This window comes from Mongoliibacter sp. (genome assembly GCF_007692705.1).
Classification (GTDB): domain Bacteria; phylum Bacteroidota; class Bacteroidia; order Cytophagales; family Cyclobacteriaceae; genus Mongoliibacter.
Map to the genome: position 1 here is coordinate 31,630 of NZ_REBN01000144.1, position 18,641 is coordinate 50,270.

The 18,641-nt window shown below is 38.1% G+C and carries 15 protein-coding genes and 1 tRNA gene; 10 read left to right on the top strand and 6 right to left on the bottom strand.

Annotated elements, in window-relative coordinates:
- Positions 1 to 69: 69 nt before the first annotated feature.
- The gene (locus EA341_RS08620; RefSeq protein WP_293012992.1) at positions 70 to 540 is read right to left on the bottom strand and encodes a DNA starvation/stationary phase protection protein; all 471 of its coding nucleotides are present in this window, start codon (positions 538 to 540) and stop codon (positions 70 to 72) included.
- Between the two features lie 135 nt (positions 541 to 675).
- On the opposite strand from EA341_RS08620, the gene EA341_RS08625 reads away from it, so the two are divergent.
- Both EA341_RS08625 and EA341_RS08630 read left to right on the top strand, forming a co-directional pair.
- Complete coding sequence (locus EA341_RS08625) at positions 676 to 1,905, top strand: ATP-binding protein (protein ID WP_293012994.1); 1,230 nt, start codon at positions 676 to 678, stop codon at positions 1,903 to 1,905.
- Positions 1,906 to 2,016: 111 nt separating this feature from the next.
- A complete protein-coding gene (locus tag EA341_RS08630; RefSeq protein WP_293012996.1) occupies positions 2,017 to 3,597 on the top strand; it encodes a peptide chain release factor 3 in 1,581 nt (526 codons plus the stop codon).
- Positions 3,598 to 3,600: 3 nt separating this feature from the next.
- Here the strand turns inward: EA341_RS08630 and EA341_RS08635 are convergent, their stop codons facing one another.
- Entirely contained in the window at positions 3,601 to 4,521 is a 921-nt protein-coding gene (locus EA341_RS08635; protein WP_293012997.1) for a YihY/virulence factor BrkB family protein, read from the bottom strand.
- Positions 4,522 to 4,655: 134 nt separating this feature from the next.
- On the opposite strand from EA341_RS08635, the gene EA341_RS08640 reads away from it, so the two are divergent.
- Positions 4,656 to 5,390 carry an RluA family pseudouridine synthase gene (locus tag EA341_RS08640; protein ID WP_293012998.1) on the top strand — a complete coding sequence of 245 codons (735 nt, stop codon included), beginning with the start codon at positions 4,656 to 4,658 and terminating at the stop codon, positions 5,388 to 5,390.
- A gap of 201 nt (positions 5,391 to 5,591) precedes the next feature.
- Here the strand turns inward: EA341_RS08640 and clpX are convergent, their stop codons facing one another.
- From clpX to EA341_RS08660, 4 genes are all read right to left on the bottom strand, one after another.
- Entirely contained in the window at positions 5,592 to 6,818 is a 1,227-nt protein-coding gene (gene clpX / locus EA341_RS08645) for an ATP-dependent Clp protease ATP-binding subunit ClpX (protein ID WP_293012999.1), read from the bottom strand.
- Between the two features lie 6 nt (positions 6,819 to 6,824).
- Positions 6,825 to 7,493, bottom strand: coding sequence for a ClpP family protease (locus tag EA341_RS08650; protein WP_293013000.1), 669 nt, complete (start codon positions 7,491 to 7,493; stop codon positions 6,825 to 6,827).
- 81 nt (positions 7,494 to 7,574) lie between these two features.
- A complete protein-coding gene (gene tig, locus EA341_RS08655) occupies positions 7,575 to 8,903 on the bottom strand; it encodes a trigger factor (RefSeq protein ID WP_293013001.1) in 1,329 nt (442 codons plus the stop codon).
- A 109-nt stretch (positions 8,904 to 9,012) separates the two neighbouring features.
- Positions 9,013 to 9,094, bottom strand: a tRNA-Leu gene (locus tag EA341_RS08660).
- Between the two features lie 132 nt (positions 9,095 to 9,226).
- Here EA341_RS08660 and EA341_RS08665 point away from each other — a divergent pair.
- From EA341_RS08665 to EA341_RS08695, 7 genes are all read left to right on the top strand, one after another.
- Positions 9,227 to 11,449, top strand: a complete 2,223-nt coding sequence (locus EA341_RS08665) for a bifunctional (p)ppGpp synthetase/guanosine-3',5'-bis(diphosphate) 3'-pyrophosphohydrolase (protein WP_293013003.1) — start codon at positions 9,227 to 9,229, stop codon at positions 11,447 to 11,449.
- Positions 11,450 to 11,519: 70 nt separating this feature from the next.
- A complete protein-coding gene (locus EA341_RS08670; protein WP_293013004.1) occupies positions 11,520 to 11,987 on the top strand; it encodes a Fur family transcriptional regulator in 468 nt (155 codons plus the stop codon).
- Positions 11,984 to 12,328 (top strand): STAS domain-containing protein, encoded by a 345-nt coding sequence (locus EA341_RS08675; RefSeq protein WP_293013005.1) that lies wholly within the window; start codon positions 11,984 to 11,986, stop codon positions 12,326 to 12,328. Before EA341_RS08670 ends, EA341_RS08675 begins: the two co-directional genes overlap by 4 nt.
- A gap of 1 nt (position 12,329) precedes the next feature.
- Entirely contained in the window at positions 12,330 to 13,499 is a 1,170-nt protein-coding gene (locus tag EA341_RS08680) for a hypothetical protein (protein WP_293013006.1), read from the top strand.
- A gap of 123 nt (positions 13,500 to 13,622) precedes the next feature.
- Positions 13,623 to 14,894 (top strand): adenylosuccinate synthase, encoded by a 1,272-nt coding sequence (locus EA341_RS08685; RefSeq protein WP_293013008.1) that lies wholly within the window; start codon positions 13,623 to 13,625, stop codon positions 14,892 to 14,894.
- Positions 14,895 to 15,072: 178 nt separating this feature from the next.
- Positions 15,073 to 17,340 (top strand): PKD domain-containing protein, encoded by a 2,268-nt coding sequence (locus EA341_RS08690; RefSeq protein ID WP_293013010.1) that lies wholly within the window; start codon positions 15,073 to 15,075, stop codon positions 17,338 to 17,340.
- A 1-nt stretch (position 17,341) separates the two neighbouring features.
- Positions 17,342 to 18,358 carry a type IX secretion system membrane protein PorP/SprF gene (locus EA341_RS08695; RefSeq protein ID WP_293013012.1) on the top strand — a complete coding sequence of 339 codons (1,017 nt, stop codon included), beginning with the start codon at positions 17,342 to 17,344 and terminating at the stop codon, positions 18,356 to 18,358.
- Positions 18,359 to 18,641 lie beyond the last annotated feature (283 nt).

Here is an 18,641-nt window from a genome sequence, read left to right on the forward strand (position 1 = left end):
ACTTTAGAAATCATAAAAAAAGGCTGGGAGGTAAACCCGGCCTTTTTTATTTAAGCGTAAATCATTACTTTATTTTAAATAAGCAGAAAGCATCCAGACTGTTTTCTCTTTTGCTGTAATGTATTCGCTCATCAATGAAACAGTACCCTCGTCTCCGTGTTCGTCTGCTATTTCGAGAGCAGTCCTTTCAAGTTTCAGAAGGGTATTGAGATTGTCGCGTATGATTTCCACCATTTTTTTGCCGTCAGTCACCTCTTTGGCTTCTTTGATTTCGGCATGTTGGATATATTCATCAAAAGAAGAGAATGGTCTTGCGCCAAGGGTCAATATCCTTTCGGCAGTTTCGTCAATACCTAAATTAGCTGTATTATACAGCTCTTCAAATTTAGCATGAAGTTCAAAGAAGTTCGGTCCGGTTACATTCCAATGGAAATTCCTCAAGTTTTGATAATAAATCTCATAATTGGCCAGAAGGCTATTGAGTTTTTCTACCAATAATTTGCTGTCTTTTATTTTTAAACCTATGTCGTTTGTGCTCATAATATTTATATTTTTGATTTCAACTCATCTACACAAATATGAGACCGCAACGTTTTATAAGGTAATATTGTCAGATTGATAATATCTATCGATAAATTGAGTTGTCTATAATAGTATTTTCCCAACACCCCTTTGATGAAGAACAGACTTCAGGATATCGCAACTTTAGATTTATACACCAATAAGAACAAAATCAAGTGGCTCATTTTCATTTGCTCCATAATTATCAGTTTTGGGTCTATTTATTATACCAATATCTTGGTGGAAGAATTGAAAAATCGTGAAAAAAGACAAATTGAGCTTTTAGCAAGAGCACTTGAGTATGCCTCTTTGAATGCGGATAACCTTACATTTATCAATCAAGAGATCATTCAACAAAACACTTCAATTCCTGTGATTGTGGTGGATTCAGATGAAAATGTAGTTGATTATAGAAACATAAATATCAAGAGGAGGTCTTCGGAAGAAGATAAACAAAAAACGCTGCAGAAAGAGTTAGAGAAAATGAAAGCAGAGTATGAGCCGATTGTTACTGAAGATGCATTGGTTTTTTATAGAAATTCAGAGCTTTTGACCTCTCTTAAATATTATCCATATATCCAGCTTTCGGTAATTTTGGTTTTTGGGGTGCTTGCCTACGCAGTGTTTAACCAATCAAAAGTAGCTGAGCAAAACCGAGTTTGGGCAGGACTTACCAAAGAAACTGCCCACCAGCTAGGGACGCCTATTGCTTCCTTGATGGCTTGGATTGATTACTTACGAAACTCCCCTGTATGGGAAGAGAATAAAGAGGTCATTCAGGAAATGGATAAAGATGTTGTCAAATTAAGGATGGTCACTGAGCGGTTCAGTTCCATTGGCAGCACACCTTCTATTCAACCTGAAAATGTTTTCTCTGTCGTAGACGAGGCTATCAATTATTTGAGACCAAGAATCTCTTCCAAAGTAGAGATGAAAGTTAATGGTTACTCCAATGATATCGAGGCAATGTTGAATAAGCCACTCTTTGAATGGGTCGTAGAAAATATTTGTAAAAATGCTGTTGACGCGATGAAAGGTCAGGGTGTGATTTCAATAGACATCATTAAGGAAAGTGAGAAATTTGTATTTGTCGACATTACCGATACTGGTAAAGGAATGGAGAGAAGTTTCTATAAAAGGGTGTTTAATCCTGGTTTCACCACAAGACGGCGCGGTTGGGGCCTAGGTCTTACTTTAGCCAAAAGAATTATAGAAGGTTATCATAAAGGTAAAATTTACGTCAAAAGCTCAGAACCAGGAATTGGCACCACATTTAGAATTGTACTTCATGGGAGTAAGGAAGGCATCTCAGGCTTTAAAAGAGAAGATTTTTTGATACAGTAGGAATCATAGATTCCATCTTTGCTTGTTATACAATTTAAATTCGCCGTCCTTCCAACCTTTAAATTAATGGATTACCTTTGCAGACTGAAAATCGACTGATAAAGGAAAGACATGAGTTTGACCAAAGAAATACAAAAAAGAAGAACTTTCGCCATCATTGCCCACCCGGATGCCGGAAAAACCACGTTGACTGAAAAACTACTGCTTTTTGGTGGAGCTATTCAAACCGCAGGTGCTGTAAAGTCAAATAAGATTGATACCGCAACCAAGTCTGACTGGATGGAAATAGAAAAGCAAAGAGGCATTTCTGTTGCTACTTCTGTCATGGGTTTTGAATATCAGGGAATAAAAATCAATCTTTTAGATACTCCTGGTCACCAAGATTTTGCTGAAGACACCTATAGAACGCTTACTGCGGTTGATTCAGTAATCATGGTGATAGACTGTGTGAAGGGTGTGGAGATTCAGACAGAAAAACTAATGGAAGTCTGCCGCATGCGGAATACACCTGTGATCTGCTTTATTAACAAGCTAGATAGGGAAGGAAGAGATCCATATGAACTTCTGGATGAGGTAGAAGAAAAACTTAATATTCAAGTACGTCCGCTCTCTTGGCCAATTGGTATGGGCAAAAGCTTCAAAGGAGTATATAATTTGTATGATAAGAAACTCAATTTATTTTCTCCGAGCCAAAGGAAACTAAGCGATGCACGTGAACAGTTTGAAAACCTAGATGACAATAGGCTTGATGAAATTATTGGGAACAGTTATGCGAATCAGCTCAGGGAAGATGTGGAATTGATAGAAGGGGTGTATACTGATTTTGACACCAAAGAATATTTGGAGGGTAAGGTTGCTCCGGTGTTTTTCGGTTCTGCTGTGAATAATTTCGGAGTGAATGAAATGCTTGATACGTTTATAAGAATAGCACCTACTCCAAAAAGCCGTCAGACCGAAGATAGAGAAGTGAAGCCAGAGGAGTCCAAGTTTTCAGGTTTTATTTTTAAAATCCATGCAAATATGGATCCTAATCATAGGAATAGAATTGCTTTTTTGAGGATTTGCAGTGGTAAATTCCAGAGAAATAAGCCATATAATCATGTAAGAGGGCCAAAGCCCCTTCGATTTTCTAACGTTACGCAATTTATGGCGCAGGATAGGGAAATGGTGGATGAAGCATTTCCTGGAGATATAGTGGGACTTTTTGACACGGGTAATCTCAAGATAGGAGACACCTTGACAGAAGGGGAGGACATGACCTTTAAGGGGATTCCTTCTTTTTCTCCGGAAATCTTCAAAGAAGTTATCAACAAGGACGCTATGAAGACCAAGCAATTGGAAAAAGGCCTCAAACAACTTATGGAAGAGGGAGTAGCCCAATATTTTACCTATGAAATGGGGGCAAGAAAAGTTGTGGGAACTGTAGGTCAATTGCAATTTGAAGTAATCCAATTTAGGTTGAAAAATGAATACAATGCCTCCGTGGAATTTGCTCCGATGAATTTATATAAAGCTTGCTGGATCAGCAGCAAAGATAAAAAGCAACTTGATGAGTTTGTCCGTTCTAAAAGTAGGCACATTGCACAGGATAAAGATGGTAAGTTGGTATTTATGGCTGAATCAAAGTCTTGGTTGCAAATGGTCCAGGACAACTATCCTGAAATAGACTTTCACTTCACTTCAGAATTTTAATTTTCACTCAATTTCATCCTCTTCTGTGTTATACGAGTATAGAGAAGCGATTGCTTTTGGCTTTATCTCATGTCCCCGCTGGAGGGCATAGGCTTTTGTGATTTCTCCACATAGAAAAAGAATTAAGGAACTGTAGAAAATCCAAAGCAACAAGATAACCAATGAACCAGCTGCTGAATAATAATTATTAAGGTCAAGGTTTGAAATAATTAAGTTAATCACCCTTGATCCGACCATAAAAAGTAAGGTGGTTATAATTCCACCTGCAAAAGCATCCTGCCATTGGATAATGACATCTGGTAAGGTTTTGTGAACAATGGTGAAAAAAAACATCACCACAGTGAAATTAAATGACATCTTAATAAGGCTAAATAAAACCGTCTCGACTGTTTCAGGCAGTATCCCTGAAGCCACATTTGAAATATAAGACTGAAGCAAGTCAATAAACAAGGTCAAAACCAGCAATAAGCCGATCCCGATGACGAATAGTAAGGGTATAGAACGGTATTTGGCGATTTTCCAAAAACTAACTCCTTTTTTGATTTTTACTTTCCAGATAGAGTTCAGCGCTTTTTGAAGGATGCCAAAAATCATGGTCGCACTTTTGAAAATAACCAATACAGCAATGATGATGTAAAGAGTTGAGTCTGGTAAGTTCATTACATTGTCTAATACTTCTGCCACCTGATCAGCTGCCTCTGTACCAACATTTTCTTCTATTTGGCTGATGATTTCATCCTTGATTTCCGTCTTTTCAAAAAATATGGTGCCAATAGAAACTATAACTACCAAAATTGCAGGGAGGGAAAATAAGGTGAAAAATGCTATGGCTGCACTATAAACTATAGGTTGATCTTGTCCCACAAAGCCAATTGTCTTCTTGAGAATTCCAACGGTATCCCGATATGTCTTTTTTAGATTCATTAAAATATATTGCTTAAGAATTGGAAAATCTATAGGCTGAATTTAAGGCCTTGGCTTAATTTAACATAAAAATCAAATAAGACCCCGAGGTCTGTAATTAATAAAATATCTTTGTATCAAAATAAGGAATTGAAATGAAAGCAAAAGCATTTTCCGTTGTCTATGAAGACAATCATTTATTAGTTGTAAATAAGGCAGCGGGTGTCCTTGTACAGGGAGACAAAACAGGGGATAAGACCCTTACAGATTATTGCAGGGAATACATAGCACATAAATATAATAAGCCCGGGGCGGTTTTTTTACATCCTGTTCACAGATTGGATAGACCGGTAAGTGGTCTGGTGGTTTTTGCCAGAACCTCCAAAGGCCTTGAAAGGATGATGGAGTTGTTCCGGAAAAGGGAAATTCATAAAGTCTATTGGGCAGTAGTAAAGAAAAGACCTAAGGATGAGATGGGGAAACTTACGCATTGGCTGGTAAAAGATGAGAAAAAAAATATTGTTACGGCCTATGAAAAAGAAGTTCCTGATTCGCAAAAAGCGGAATTGAATTACAAAAGGCTGGATAAACTTAACGATCATTGGCTCTTGGAAGTAAGGCCAATTTCAGGCCGTCCACATCAGATAAGAGTTCAATTGGCATCGATGGGATGTCCTATTCGAGGGGACCTTAAATATGGGTTTCATAAGCCGAATGCAGATGCGAGTATCAACTTGCATGCTTTTCATCTGGTTTTTGTCCATCCAATTAAAAAGGAAAAACTTTACTTGAGAGCTGCCTTACCGGAAGAGTCTTTCTGGGAACAGTTTCTGGAGCTTGAACCTGTGAGAGCTAAAGATCAACACCTGGACAATACATTTTCAGGTTGATAGATATGGCTGTAATGATGTATTTGAGCAGGCCTTTTATTGGTGATGGCCACCGACAGCGGTTGGCTGGGAAGCGCTTTCGATATTTATCGAAACATGAAACATTTAAAATTTATTAATATTACTATTAATGGCGAGGTTTACGGTCTGCCTGATAGTGTAATAAAACAAAAAACGCATCTGAGGATGCGTTTTTTGTTTTTAAGCTACTTGCAATTTTTTGAATTTTGACTTTTCAAATTGCTCTTTTGCATATTTTTGATCAATGACCAATTCAGTAATGGAATCATCTGACGGGAGCTCGTACATCGCATCTGTGATAATTGCTTCACAAATTGACCTTAAGCCTCTAGCTCCTAGATTGTACTCCATTGCTTTTTCAACGATATAATCGATACCGCTTTCTTCAAAAGTCAGTTTGACATTTTCCATGTCCAATAACTTCTTGTATTGTTTGGTCAAAGCATTCTTAGGCTCGGTCAAGATGCTTTTCAAAGCAGCAGCATCCAACGGATCTAAGTGGGTTACCACCGGAAGTCTACCTATTAATTCCGGTATTAGTCCAAAAGATTTGAGATCCTGTGCGGTGACATATTGTAAAAGGTTGGCACGATCGATTTGCTGATTTTCAGATTTCTTACTAAAACCTAATGGCTGCGTATTGAGTCTGTTTGCAATGTGTCTGCCAATACCATCAAAAGCACCTCCGCAGATGAAAAGGATATTTTCAGTATTCACTGCAATCATTTTTTGGTCAGGATGCTTTCTTCCACCTTGTGGAGGAACATTAACCACGGTGCCTTCCAAAAGCTTAAGTAAAGCCTGCTGTACACCTTCTCCACTTACATCTCTTGTGATGGAAGGGTTGTCTGATTTTCTTGCAATTTTATCAATCTCATCGATATAGACAATTCCTCTTTCAGCAGCTTCTACGTTGTAATCTGCAGCTTGCAGTAACCTGGTAAGGATACTTTCCACATCTTCACCTACATACCCTGCCTCGGTAAGTACAGTAGCATCGGCTATACAAAAAGGAACTTCCAGTATTCTTGCGAGCGTTTTTGCAAGGTAAGTTTTTCCTGTTCCAGTATCTCCTACCATGATGATATTGGACTTTTCAATCCGTATATCATCCTGTTCTGAGGATTTTTGAGAAAGTCTTTTGTAATGATTGTAAACAGCTACATTAAGTACCTTTTTTGCATCATATTGACCAATTACATATTCACTGAGGTATTCAGTAAGCTCTTTTGGTTTTTTAAGATTAAACTTTAGGTTCTTGGAAGGTTTTTTGTTTTTTTCTTCCTCCCCCAAAATCTGATAGGCTTGGTCAATGCAGAAATTACAGATATGGGCTGAAATGCCCGATACCATAAGGTCGACATCTTTTTTATTTCTCCCGCAAAATGAACAGGTAATTTGTGCCATGTTTTTTTATTTTCTTACTAATACTTCATCAATGAGACCGTATTCTTTGGCCTCAGGAGCTTTCATCCAGTAATCTCTATCTGAATCTCGCTCAATTTCTTCATATGTTCTACCGGAGTGTTCAGCTAATATTTGATACAATTCCTGCTTCATAGACAAGATCAATTTCAAAGAAATTTCCATGTCTTTGGATTGGCCTTGCATCCCTCCAGATGGTTGATGGATCATCACCCTTGAATGTTTCAGTGCAGATCTTTTGTCCTTTGCACCACCTGCAAGCAATACTGCGCCCATGGAAGCAGCAATTCCTGTACAGATCGTGGCTACTTCAGGCTGAATGTACTGCATGGTGTCGTATATTCCCAGTCCGGCGGTAACTGAACCTCCTGGGCTATTGACATATAATAAAACATCTTTTTTGGGATCTGTGGACTCCAGAAATAAAAGCTGTGCGGTGATGATGTTGGCAATGAAGTCATCTACCTGTGTTCCCAGAAAAATAATCCTATCCATTATCAACCTGGAAAACACATCAATTTCTCTGAAATTAGTCGGTCTTTCCTCGATCACTGACCTTGTCATATTTTCTACAAACGTATTGTATTGGTCAAATGCATTTCCGCTTATACCTCTATTGTGTACAGCGAATTTTCTGAATTCGTCTCTGTTGATCATAATTGCGTTTTTAGTAATGTACAAAAATAAAAAAAGCCCTTACTAAAAGAAGGACTTTTTGTTAACAGTTTTGAACCAGGATTAGTTTTCCACCAATTCCTTGAATTTATCAGCGCTGATACTTTCTTCTTTCACATTTGCTTTTTCTTTTACAAATCCCAAAACTTTATCGTTTTGAACTGAAGTCATCATTTGCATGTAATTCTGACCTTCATTCCCTTGTAAGTAGTTGTCCACAAACATATCCATGCTGTCTTCCATCTGTGCACCCATGCCAGAAGAAGCAAACTGTTCCCTGATCATTTCTTTGGTTTTTTCAATCACATCCTCGTGTTCAGGTTTGATCTCATTGTCTTGTGCAACTTTATTGGAAATCAATGTCCATTTCAATTGCTTGGCGTAAATAGGGTATTCTTTTTCTACCTGCTCGGCAGTTACTTTACCTTCATTTGCTTTTAGCAACCATTCTTTAAGGAATTCTTCAGGTAGATCAATTTCTGCGGAATCTATAAGCTTATCTTTCAATTGCTCATCACTGTAAACAATCGCTTCCTTGTTGTAATTTTCAGATATGATTTCTCTTACCTTCTCTCTCATAGCCTCTTCGGACTCAACTTGGTTTGGACCGAAGAGTTTGTCGAAAAATTCCTGATCAAAGTCAGCAAGTTCTGTTCTGTTTATGTTTTGTACAGTGAAAGTGAATTTTCCTGATAATTTTTCAATTTCATCTTCCTCTACACCCACTGTTTCAGCCAATTCTTCTTTGATGACTTTAGATGGATCCAACTCGATAACATCTCCTTTTTTCACACCAACAAACTTTTTCAGAGACTTTTTCTCTACTTTAGAAAGCGGAAGACTGAATGTCTTTTCAAATTCTCCATCCTCAGATTTTAAGTCGCCATAAAGAAAATCATTTTCCTCGCTTACTTCTGGATTGGTCATTTTGCCATATTGACTTCTCAGGTTGGTAATGGCTTCTTCCACTTCACTGTCACTCATTTCTATTTTATAAGAAGTTGCATTGAGTGACTCATCAAGTTTGAATTCAATATTTTCAACAAAACCAATTTTATATTGGAATTCAAATTCCTTTTGGTTCTTCCAATCAATAGCATCGGCATCTTCAATCATTGGAAGTGGGTCTCCAAGAATTTTGAAAGTCTGTTCTTTCAAGTAAGTGTTTAAAGATGAAGAAAGTAGCTCATTGATTTCATCTACCAAAACAGATGTGCCGTACATTTTCTTTATCATGGAAACAGGAGCCTTGCCTGGTCTGAAACCTTTGATATTTGCTTTTCTGGCATAATCTTTAAGTTTCGCCTCAACCTTTGGTTGGTAATCTGCTTCATTTAATTTAATTTTAACTGAAGCTTGATTTGCTGATTGTTTGTCTAAAGAGATTTCCAAGGGAATTTGATTTTGGTTATGTGTTAATTAAAAACCCTCAATCTCTTTTCCCAGATATTTCCGCATAAGCCGGATTCAAATCGGAATTGTGATTGAGGGTTAAGATGTGTGCGGATAGAGGGACTCGAACCCCCATGCCTTACGGCGCTAGATCCTAAGTCTAGTGCGTCTACCAATTTCGCCACATCCGCATTATTGTGGGGCAAAGGTAATAATCAATTTCAAACTTGCAAAAGGTGAATAAAAAAAACATTAAGAAGTTGAAAAAAAAATTGAATTAAGCTTCTAATTTTGATTGAAGGTTTGCAATACTACTCCATTATATGATTCAGGTTGATTTAGAAGAAGAAAGAAAAGAAATTCTCAAGAGATATAGGAGATTGCTGCGAATGGCAAAACCAATGCTCAAGGAGGGAGATGCGAAAATCATCAAAAAAGCTTTCAATGTGGCTAATGAGGCACATTCAGAAATGCGTAGGAAGTCTGGAGAACCATATATTTATCATCCACTGGAAGTGGCTTTGGTTTGTGTGGAAGAAATAGGTCTGGGTACAACCAGTATTGTCTCGGCATTATTACATGATGTGGTGGAGGATACTGACTGGGAGCTTGAGGATATTGATAGAGACTTTGGACCCAAGGTTGCACAGATCATTGATGGGCTTACCAAAATTTCGGGAGTTTTTGATTATGGTTCTTCTCAACAGGCTGAGAATTTCAGAAAAATGCTGCTCACACTCTCTGATGATGTCAGGGTAATATTGATCAAGTTGGCTGATAGGCTTAACAATATGAGGACATTGGAAAGTATGCCGAGGCACAAGCAACTCAAAATTGCCTCTGAAACCATGTACCTCTATGCTCCACTTGCACACAGGTTGGGTCTATATGCAATAAAATCTGAACTTGAAGATCTCTACCTGAAATACACCGATTCGGACACTTATGCTTATATCGTCGAAAAAATCAATGAGACCCGGATATCCAGAAATAAATTCATTAAAGCTTTCATTGCCCCTATAGAAGAAGAGTTACATGCTCAGGGTTTCGAATTCATTGTGAAGGGAAGGCCCAAGTCTGTTTTTTCTATTTACAATAAAATGAAAAAGCAGAATATTCCCTTTGAAGAAGTGTATGATCTTTTTGCAGTCAGGATTATCATTGACAGTGAGTTGGAGGACGAAAAAGCAGACTCTTGGCAAGTCTATTCTATTGTGACAGATTTTTACCGACCAAATCCGGATAGATTAAGAGATTGGATCAGTACACCTAGGGCTAATGGATACGAATCTTTACATACCACTGTAATGAGTAATACCGGGCAATGGGTAGAGGTTCAGATAAGAACTCTAAGAATGGATGATATTGCTGAAAGAGGTTATGCAGCCCATTGGAAATACAAGGAAATTGAAGCAGCTCAAGCAAAAAGCAGTTCAGGCCTGGATAAGTGGATCATGCAGGTCAGATCTCTTTTGGAATCCAATGATGGTTCAGCAATAGAATTTATGGATGACTTCAGGGGTAACTTATTCCATGATGAGGTTTTTGTATTTACCCCCAAAGGAGAACTCAAAGTACTGCCTTTTGGGGCCACAGCTTTGGACTTTGCCTTTGAAATTCATACAGAAGTAGGAGCAAAATGTATTGGTGCTAAGGTCAATCAAAAACTTGTTCCCATTAACCATAAACTCAAAAATGGAGATCAAGTAGAAATCCTTACCTCCAACAAACAAAAGCCCACCGAAGACTGGCTCAACTCTGTGGTTACTTCCAGAGCGAAGGCTAAAATCAAAGATGCGCTCAAAGAGGACAAAAAGTCCACCATGCTTGATGGAAAGGAGATTGTCCAAAGGAAATTACGTCAGATGAAAATGGATTTCAACTCTGAAGTTGTAGAGCAGCTTAGGGCGTATTTTGAAACTAAAACCCCCAATGAGTTTTATTATAAAGTAGGGAAAGGAGTAATAGATGCAACCTCCATCAAAAGCTTCAAAGAATTTAAAGAACAGAAGAAGGAAAGAAGTAAGCCAACTTTAGAAAAGGTGAAAGATGAATCTTCTTTTACCAAAGAGATCAAAAACTTAAAAGGCCCTGATCATGATCAGCTCTTGATAGGGGAGGATATGGATGTAGTGGATTATATCCTGGCTAAGTGCTGTAATCCTATTCCGGGTGATGATGTTTTTGGCTTTGTTACAGTCAATGAAGGAATCAAGATCCATAGGACTTCGTGTCCAAATGCTTTGGAGTTGCTTTCCAACCATGGTAATAGGGTAATTAAAGCCAGATGGACCAGTCAGCAGGAAATAGCATTTCTGGCTGGGCTTAGGATTATCGGGACAGATAGAGTAGGGCTTATCAACGATGTGACCAAGGTGATTTCCAATGAGCTAAAAGTTAATATGCGTTCTATTACGGTAGACTCTGACAGCGGGATTTTTGAAGGTACTATCAAACTTTACGTACACAGCACACAGCACTTGGAAAAATTGGTGGAGAACCTCTCCAAAGTTGAGGGGATCATTAAAGTGACCCGATTTGATTAGCCTTTGCTTATTCCTTCTTATTTGAATCTTTTCTAAATAAGAACAGTTATATTTGAAAAAAAAGCATTACATGGCCTTAAATGAAAGCGTTTTTGAGGAAGTAAAAAAGATATTTACTGCTTACCTGGAAAATAAAAAGCTACGCAAAACACCTGAAAGATATGCCATTTTGGAAGAAATATATGGCAGAACCGGACATTTCGATGTTGAGTCTCTTTACATCAGCATGAAAAATAAAAATTACCGTGTCAGTAGAGCCACGGTATATAATACCTTGGATCTTTTGGTGGAGTGTGACTTGGTGACCAAACATCAGTTTGGACAAAACCTTGCTCAGTTTGAAAAATCCTATGGGTATAAGCAACACGATCATTTAATCTGTACCGATTGCAATAAAGTCTTGGAATTTTGTGACCCTAGGGTACAGAATATACAGAACACCGTTGGAGAAATACTTAATTTTCAGGTATTACACCACTCGCTGATCTTGTATGGTAATTGTAAAAAAGAAGAATGCGAAAATAGACCTACTGTATGAAATTAACCTACCAATTACACAAAGAAGAAAAAGCCTATTTTTTACATATTCAAGGCGACCTTATCGGAGATGAAGTGGGACCAAAGTTGGTGGAGATGGTGTCGGATGCTGTTAATGATGGCATCAAAAATTTCGTGGTAGACCTGAGTCAGGTTCGCTATATCAGTTCGAGCGGGATTGGCTTACTGATCACCATGCTTACCAAGATGAGAAATGTAGACGGAGAGGTCTATCTTACCTCCCCTTCGGAACACGTAAAAAAACTATTGATCATCACCAAGTTGAATAATATTTTCACTGTGTTTGATTCAGTAGAGGAGGTTAAGGAAAAAGTAAGCTGAGTTGAAGAATTTAGGACTTCAATATCTTTTCATAATTATTTTAGGATTATTTCACATTTCCTGTTCTGAAGAAAAAGAATCTTCGGGGCAGGAAATTTTTATTGAAGTAAGTTCCAAAATCAAAGCCTATTATGCAGATACAAATCTCAGCCCGGAATACCCTTTCCCAAAATTTACCTGGATTTCCTCTGACGAGTTTATTGGTCACAATATGGTGAGGAAATCGTTAGACACTCTTTTTTTTGATGGAGATACTTTAAGAATTAAAGAAGGGCCGTATTTTGAAAATGATGGACCTAGGAAAGTTGAGAACTTCAATAATTTGGTATCCACTTCTGAGGGACTGGTATTTTTCAATTCGAAAAACATCATGATCGATAGAGATGGGGTTTCAGATATAAAAAATTTTAGATTGATTGAAGATGATGTTTTTGATAATTCAGTTTTTTTTAATCTAAATGGAGGAGTCAGTTACTATTTAGATGAACTCTATAAAGGTTACGATAAGAAAAGAGAACAGCTTTATTTTTTTGCTTTACAATTTCAGACCAAAGAATTTAAGTTATTGGCTTTTGACCTTGGAGAAAAGAAATTCAAGGAATTACCTATGTGGGCAAATATAAACCTGATTCAAGCAAATGAGGTCAGTTTCAAAGGTATATCAAAGAATCACATGCCATTTATTTTTGTTGATGGAGATAGACTGATTTTATCATACAATTACAGCAATGATCTTGTTATCGTTGATTTAGGTACTGGACATCAGATTGAAAAAAACTTTCCATCAAACCTTTTTCCTCTTTATAAAAAAGCTCCAAAAGAGATTAACCCAAATTATGACCTTTCGAATCTTGAACATTTCAAAATGGTAAATGAATTGCTAAATGAATGGGACAGAGATGTTGCTTTTGGGAATTTCGAAAAGTTGCCCAAAAATAGGGGTTTTTGTAGGCTTGTAAAATCACCTCAAAAGGAGAACACAAGTCCACAACAAATAAGTCTTGAAGTTTTTGACATTGAATTCGAAAAGGTGGGGGAAGTGAATCTCTCAGAAATTGAAGTCGACCTCAGTACTTTTTATTTTGTTAAAAATGAAAAGTTGTTTTTCAAGGCTAAAAACCAAGAAGACGAAAATTATCTCAGCTATTATTTCGTAGAAGTAGATTATTAAGTGCCTTTCAAAACTGAAATCTGGGAAGTTGTAATAAATAAGCTGTTTTCCTTGCAATTATTTAACCTTATTCCAAATTTCACGGCTTAAAAGAAATCAATACTACATTTTAAATATCAACCAATGAAAATGGATGTGCTTTTGGGCCTGCAATGGGGCGACGAAGGAAAAGGGAAAGTTGTGGATGTATTAGCACCACAATATGATGTAGTCGCCAGATTTCAGGGAGGACCAAATGCCGGTCATACTTTGGAGTTTGACGGGATCAAGCATGTGCTCCACCAGATTCCTTCAGGGATTTTTAGGGAAAATATCACCAATATCATAGGAAATGGGGTGGTTTTGGATCCCGTGGTTTTGAAAAAAGAAATTGATGGCTTGCAAAAGTTTAATATTGCTTTCAAAAAGAACCTCTTTATTTCTAAAAAAGCCACGATTATCATCCCTACTCACAAGCTTCTTGATGCTGCTTATGAAAAATCCAAAGGAGATAAGAAAATTGGGTCTACTTTAAAAGGCATTGGGCCTACATATCAGGACAAGATTGGAAGGGTAGCTCTTCGCGTAGGGGATATACTTGCTTCAGATTTTGACGAAAAATATCAAGCACTGGTAGAAAAGCACAAAACCATCCTTTCTTTTTATGAGTTTGATCTGGGTCAATTACCAGAGTTGGAAAAAGTCTTTTTTGATGCAGTTGAGTTTTTCAGAGGATTAAATCTTGTGGATAGCGAATATGAAGTCAATGGGTTTTTAGCAGAAGGTAAAAAGGTCTTGGCAGAAGGTGCGCAAGGCTCTCTGCTTGATATAGATTTTGGAAGTTATCCTTTTGTAACTTCTAGTACGACGATGGCTGCCGGTGCTTGTACAGGTTTGGGTGTGCCTCCATCTAAGATTGGAGAGGTATATGGGATTTTTAAAGCCTATTGTACTCGAGTAGGGAGTGGTCCATTTCCGACAGAACTTTTCGATGAAGATGGAGAAGCTATGAGAAAAGAAGGAAATGAGTTTGGTTCTACCACAGGGAGGCCAAGACGGTGCGGCTGGATTGATTTGCCAGCACTGAGATATTCTATCATGATCAATGGAGTCACTCAATTATTCATGATGAAAGGAGATGTTTTGAATATTTTCAAAGAAATAAAGGTCTGTACACATTATCAAATGCCAGATGGGAGTACAGTTGATCGGCTGACTTACGAACTGGACTCTTCGGATATCAAACCGGTTTACAAAACAGTACCCGGTTGGCATCAATCCTTGGAAGCAGTGGAAAGTTATGATGGGTTCCCTAACGAGTTGAAAGATTATGTAACCCTGCTTGAAAAAGAGCTTGGGGTTCCAATCAAGCTTGTTTCAGTAGGACCAGACAGAAAACAGACAATTTTAAGGTAAATATAAAAAGGCTCGATTATCGGGCCTTTTTTCTTTTAATCTGTATTTTGCATTTCTAAAATTTTAATTTCAAGCAATCAGTCAGGAGGGGAGTAAAAGTTTGGTTCGCGAATACTTATATAGATATAGAAGTTTTATTTTACCGCTGATATTTTTTTCAGTTTCCCTTCAATCCGTCTTGGCACAGGTAGGTTTTCCATATTGCGAGAGCTTTCAGGGAGGTAGTGCACAGAGTGCCACAGTTGTTGGAGGAAGTGCTCAGGTTTCAGAAGGAGTATTGAGGTTGACAGATGCGGCTGAAGATCAAAGTGGCTATATATATGTAGACATACCTTTTCCTTCTGCTTTTGGGATTAAGGCATCTTTTGACTATTACATGTATGGAGGTTCTGGAGCTGATGGGATTACGGTTTTTCTTTTTGATGCCAATATTGACAATTTTTCCCCGGGAGGTTTTGGAGGCTCCCTAGGGTATTCACCAAGAAATAACGAGCCGGGGCTTACAGGGGGATATTTGGGTCTCGGTTTTGATGCTTTTGGTAATTTTGGAAATACTACTGAAGGTAGGATTGGAGGCTTTGGAGGTAATAGCAACAACTTATTTCCAGATGCAATAGTATTGAGAGGCCCAGCTCAAGGGGGATATGCCTTTGTTACCGGAATACAGACCAATGACCCTGGTCCTTTCTCACTTCCCCCCAATCAAAATTTTCCTGTTTCTTCGGGAGAAGGGATTAATGTCAGGGTAACAGATCCGAACCAGGTCGGTTACAGGAAAGTGTTTGTAGATATGGAGCCCAACCCTGGAGGTGAGGGTTATTTGGTTTCAGTAGATATGATTGTGACTACAGAGCAGGGAAATCCAAGGGACGTAAGTATTTTCAGCAGGGTGTTATTTGAATTTCCGGCTCCTGAAAACCTCAAGATAGGTTTTGCAGCTTCAACCGGTGGCTTGACTAATATTCATGAAATAGCAAACCTTCAGGTAGAGGTTTCTGATCAGGAGGGCTTACAAAATCCCGTTGGAGTTGATATTGACGACAAAGCTTCTTGTGCTGGTCAAGACAATACTTATGAAATCACAAGTGAAGATATAAGCTTACTTAATGAGGGTTCAGTAATCCGTTGTCTACAATTATACGGGTCTTTGGAAGAAATTGAAGAGGAAGCAGATGATGTTTGTGCTCAGGGAAGGTGCCGACCTGAAAATAGAGAAATGGTTTTACCACAAGGCACTTTTAGGGCAGCAGATGAAGGGGGTAGTTTTACTTTTTTTCCAAATGAAGACTTCATAGATGAAACAGTTGAGATTTATTATACAGTAACGGATAATTTCGGCAAGACTTCAGAGGGTAATTTCATTAGGCTTTTGATTCAGGAATCTCCGGAACCTGTAAGGCTTTCGGCTGAAGGCGTGGAAGCTGAAACGGTGGAACTAAGGCAATGTGAAGGGGATGGTATTTTGCTTACTGCGACAGGAGATGAAGACTATTTTGCCTTTGAGTGGTATCTGGAAGGGGAAAAGATACCGGGTGCAGATCAGGAAAGTTTTTTTGCGATTGAATCAGGACAATACCAAGTTATTGCACTGAATGAGAAAAGTTGTCCTGCTGAATCAAATATCTTTGAGCTGATCAACCCTGAATTACCAGCTTTAGAGGTTGACCAGCTCATTGTGGGTTGTAGCCCAGGTATGTCCAAGGATATCAGAGAATTTATTGAAGGGTACGATTTAGATAATTTCGATTATCTGCTTGAGGATGAATTTGGGAATTTTTGGAAGAATGATGAGATGAATTCTATTTCTCAATCAGGGAAGTACCAATTAAGTTATAAGTTTAAAGATTTGGAATGTTATTCTGGGCCAATAGAAATTGAATTGATAATTGTCGAGGAAGGGCTGATAGCTGGTTTTGATTATGAAGTAGATGGTACTGGAATAAAAACTGAGGAAGACGGGGGGATTTTCATTGATGATCCTATTCGTTTTATAGATTTATCTAGTGAGGATGCGATTTCTTGGGAATGGGATTTTGGGGATGGTGCTGCCAGCGATTTACAATCCCCCGTTCACGTGTTCGGTCAAAGGGGTAATTTTAAAGTCAAGTTGACGGTTACCAACGAACTTGGATGTCAAAGTGAGAAAATCATTGAAGTTCCGCTTACTTTATCTTACAGAGTAATGATACCGAGTGGTTTTACTCCCAATCAAATGGAGAACAGGTTTTTTAGACCAAAAGTTAAGGGTATTGTGAAAATGGAATTATTGATTTTCAATCTTTGGGGAAATACAGTATTCCAAAGCAATGATCTGGAAACGGATGGTTGGGACGGTAGGGTCAATGGGGAACTAGCTCCAAGTGGGAATTATGTGTACAGGGTGAAGATGGAATCCGTAGATGGGGAGCTTATTGAAGAAAGTGGGAGATTTACTTTGATCAGGTAAAATGAAGAAAATAGGGTTATTCGCATTATTATTCTTGAATACATTGGCCTTGTTTGGCCAGGATATTCAATACTCACAATTTTATGCAGCCCCACTTTATCTCAATCCTGCTTTTGCAGGTAGTGCAGAGATGACGCGTGTAGGAGTAAATTTTCGGAACCAATGGCCTTCTTTAGATAGGAGTTTTATAGCTTACAGCGCATACATTGACCATTTCATTGACGATAAGAATTCTGGAGTAGGGCTTGTTTTTAACAGTAGCCAAGAAACCCTTACCAATTTACAAAATCATGAAATTGGACTTTTATATTCTTACCGACTAAGAGTCGGAGAAAGTGGTTATTTACATTTTGGAGTTCAGGGTAGTTACGGGTTAAGGGCTGCGTCATTTGATGATGTAGTTTTGGGGACGCAATTGGATATCGACAGGGGTGTGGTGCTTCCTTCTCCGGGAAATGGGTTGACAGATGATAGGCAGATGGATTTCTTTGATCTGCACTCAGGAGTTTTATTTTATAATGATAGGGTTTGGTTTGGAGTGTCCACGCATCATCTCACTCAGCCAAACATGAGCTACATCATGGATGAGACAGATGTGCTGTCAAGGAGGTATTCTGCTCATGGAGGAATCAAGTTTCCTTTGCGTCCAGGCTTTATCAATGACTATTTAAATAATACGCTTCAGGAAAGAACCATTTCATTTGCATTTAATTACAAAAGCCAAGGAATCTTTGATCAGTTAGATATAGGAACAGAGCTTTTTTTCGATCCCCTTGTTTTAGGTTTGTGGTATAGAGGTTTGCCTTCTTTTAATGGACTTCCGAATAATGACGCATTAATTGGCCTTGTAGGTTTTTCTTTAAATAATGGGATGGACATAGGGTATAGTTATGATTTTACGCTTTCCAGACTTGCATGGAGGAATTCTGGAGGTGCGCATGAGATATCTTTGAGGTATTCTTTCATCGATCAACTTTGGAGAAAGGACTCCAGGAAATCACCTACTTTTCGTTATTAAAATTTTTCTACTTGATTATCAGTACTCTTTCATATTAACGGTGATTATTTTATTAAACTGTTTTGCAAAAGGGAAAAAGAGTTGCACCTTTGCAAACCCAAAACGATGGGAGTAGCAGAAAATAACCGCATAAAATTGAAATACGTAAAGGTGAGTACAATAAAAAAAGATGATAATTTTATTTTTTTTTAATTGAAAAAATAAAATTTTGTTTTACCTTTGCAATCCTGTTAGACGAAAGCGGGGAAAAGATAGCGGGCCGAAAGGGTTTGCCGATTGCCTG

Coding starts and splice junctions, on each gene's coding strand:
- EA341_RS08620 (WP_293012992.1), bottom strand. CDS start 540: ATGAGCACAAACGACATAGGTTTAAAAATAAAAGACAGCAAATTATTG.
- EA341_RS08625 (WP_293012994.1), top strand. CDS start 676: ATGAAGAACAGACTTCAGGATATCGCAACTTTAGATTTATACACCAAT.
- EA341_RS08630 (WP_293012996.1), top strand. CDS start 2,017: ATGAGTTTGACCAAAGAAATACAAAAAAGAAGAACTTTCGCCATCATT.
- EA341_RS08635 (WP_293012997.1), bottom strand. CDS start 4,521: ATGAATCTAAAAAAGACATATCGGGATACCGTTGGAATTCTCAAGAAG.
- EA341_RS08640 (WP_293012998.1), top strand. CDS start 4,656: ATGAAAGCAAAAGCATTTTCCGTTGTCTATGAAGACAATCATTTATTA.
- clpX (WP_293012999.1), bottom strand. CDS start 6,818: ATGGCACAAATTACCTGTTCATTTTGCGGGAGAAATAAAAAAGATGTC.
- EA341_RS08650 (WP_293013000.1), bottom strand. CDS start 7,493: ATGATCAACAGAGACGAATTCAGAAAATTCGCTGTACACAATAGAGGT.
- EA341_RS08665 (WP_293013003.1), top strand. CDS start 9,227: ATGATTCAGGTTGATTTAGAAGAAGAAAGAAAAGAAATTCTCAAGAGA.
- EA341_RS08670 (WP_293013004.1), top strand. CDS start 11,520: ATGGCCTTAAATGAAAGCGTTTTTGAGGAAGTAAAAAAGATATTTACT.
- EA341_RS08675 (WP_293013005.1), top strand. CDS start 11,984: ATGAAATTAACCTACCAATTACACAAAGAAGAAAAAGCCTATTTTTTA.
- EA341_RS08685 (WP_293013008.1), top strand. CDS start 13,623: ATGAAAATGGATGTGCTTTTGGGCCTGCAATGGGGCGACGAAGGAAAA.
- EA341_RS08695 (WP_293013012.1), top strand. CDS start 17,342: ATGAAGAAAATAGGGTTATTCGCATTATTATTCTTGAATACATTGGCC.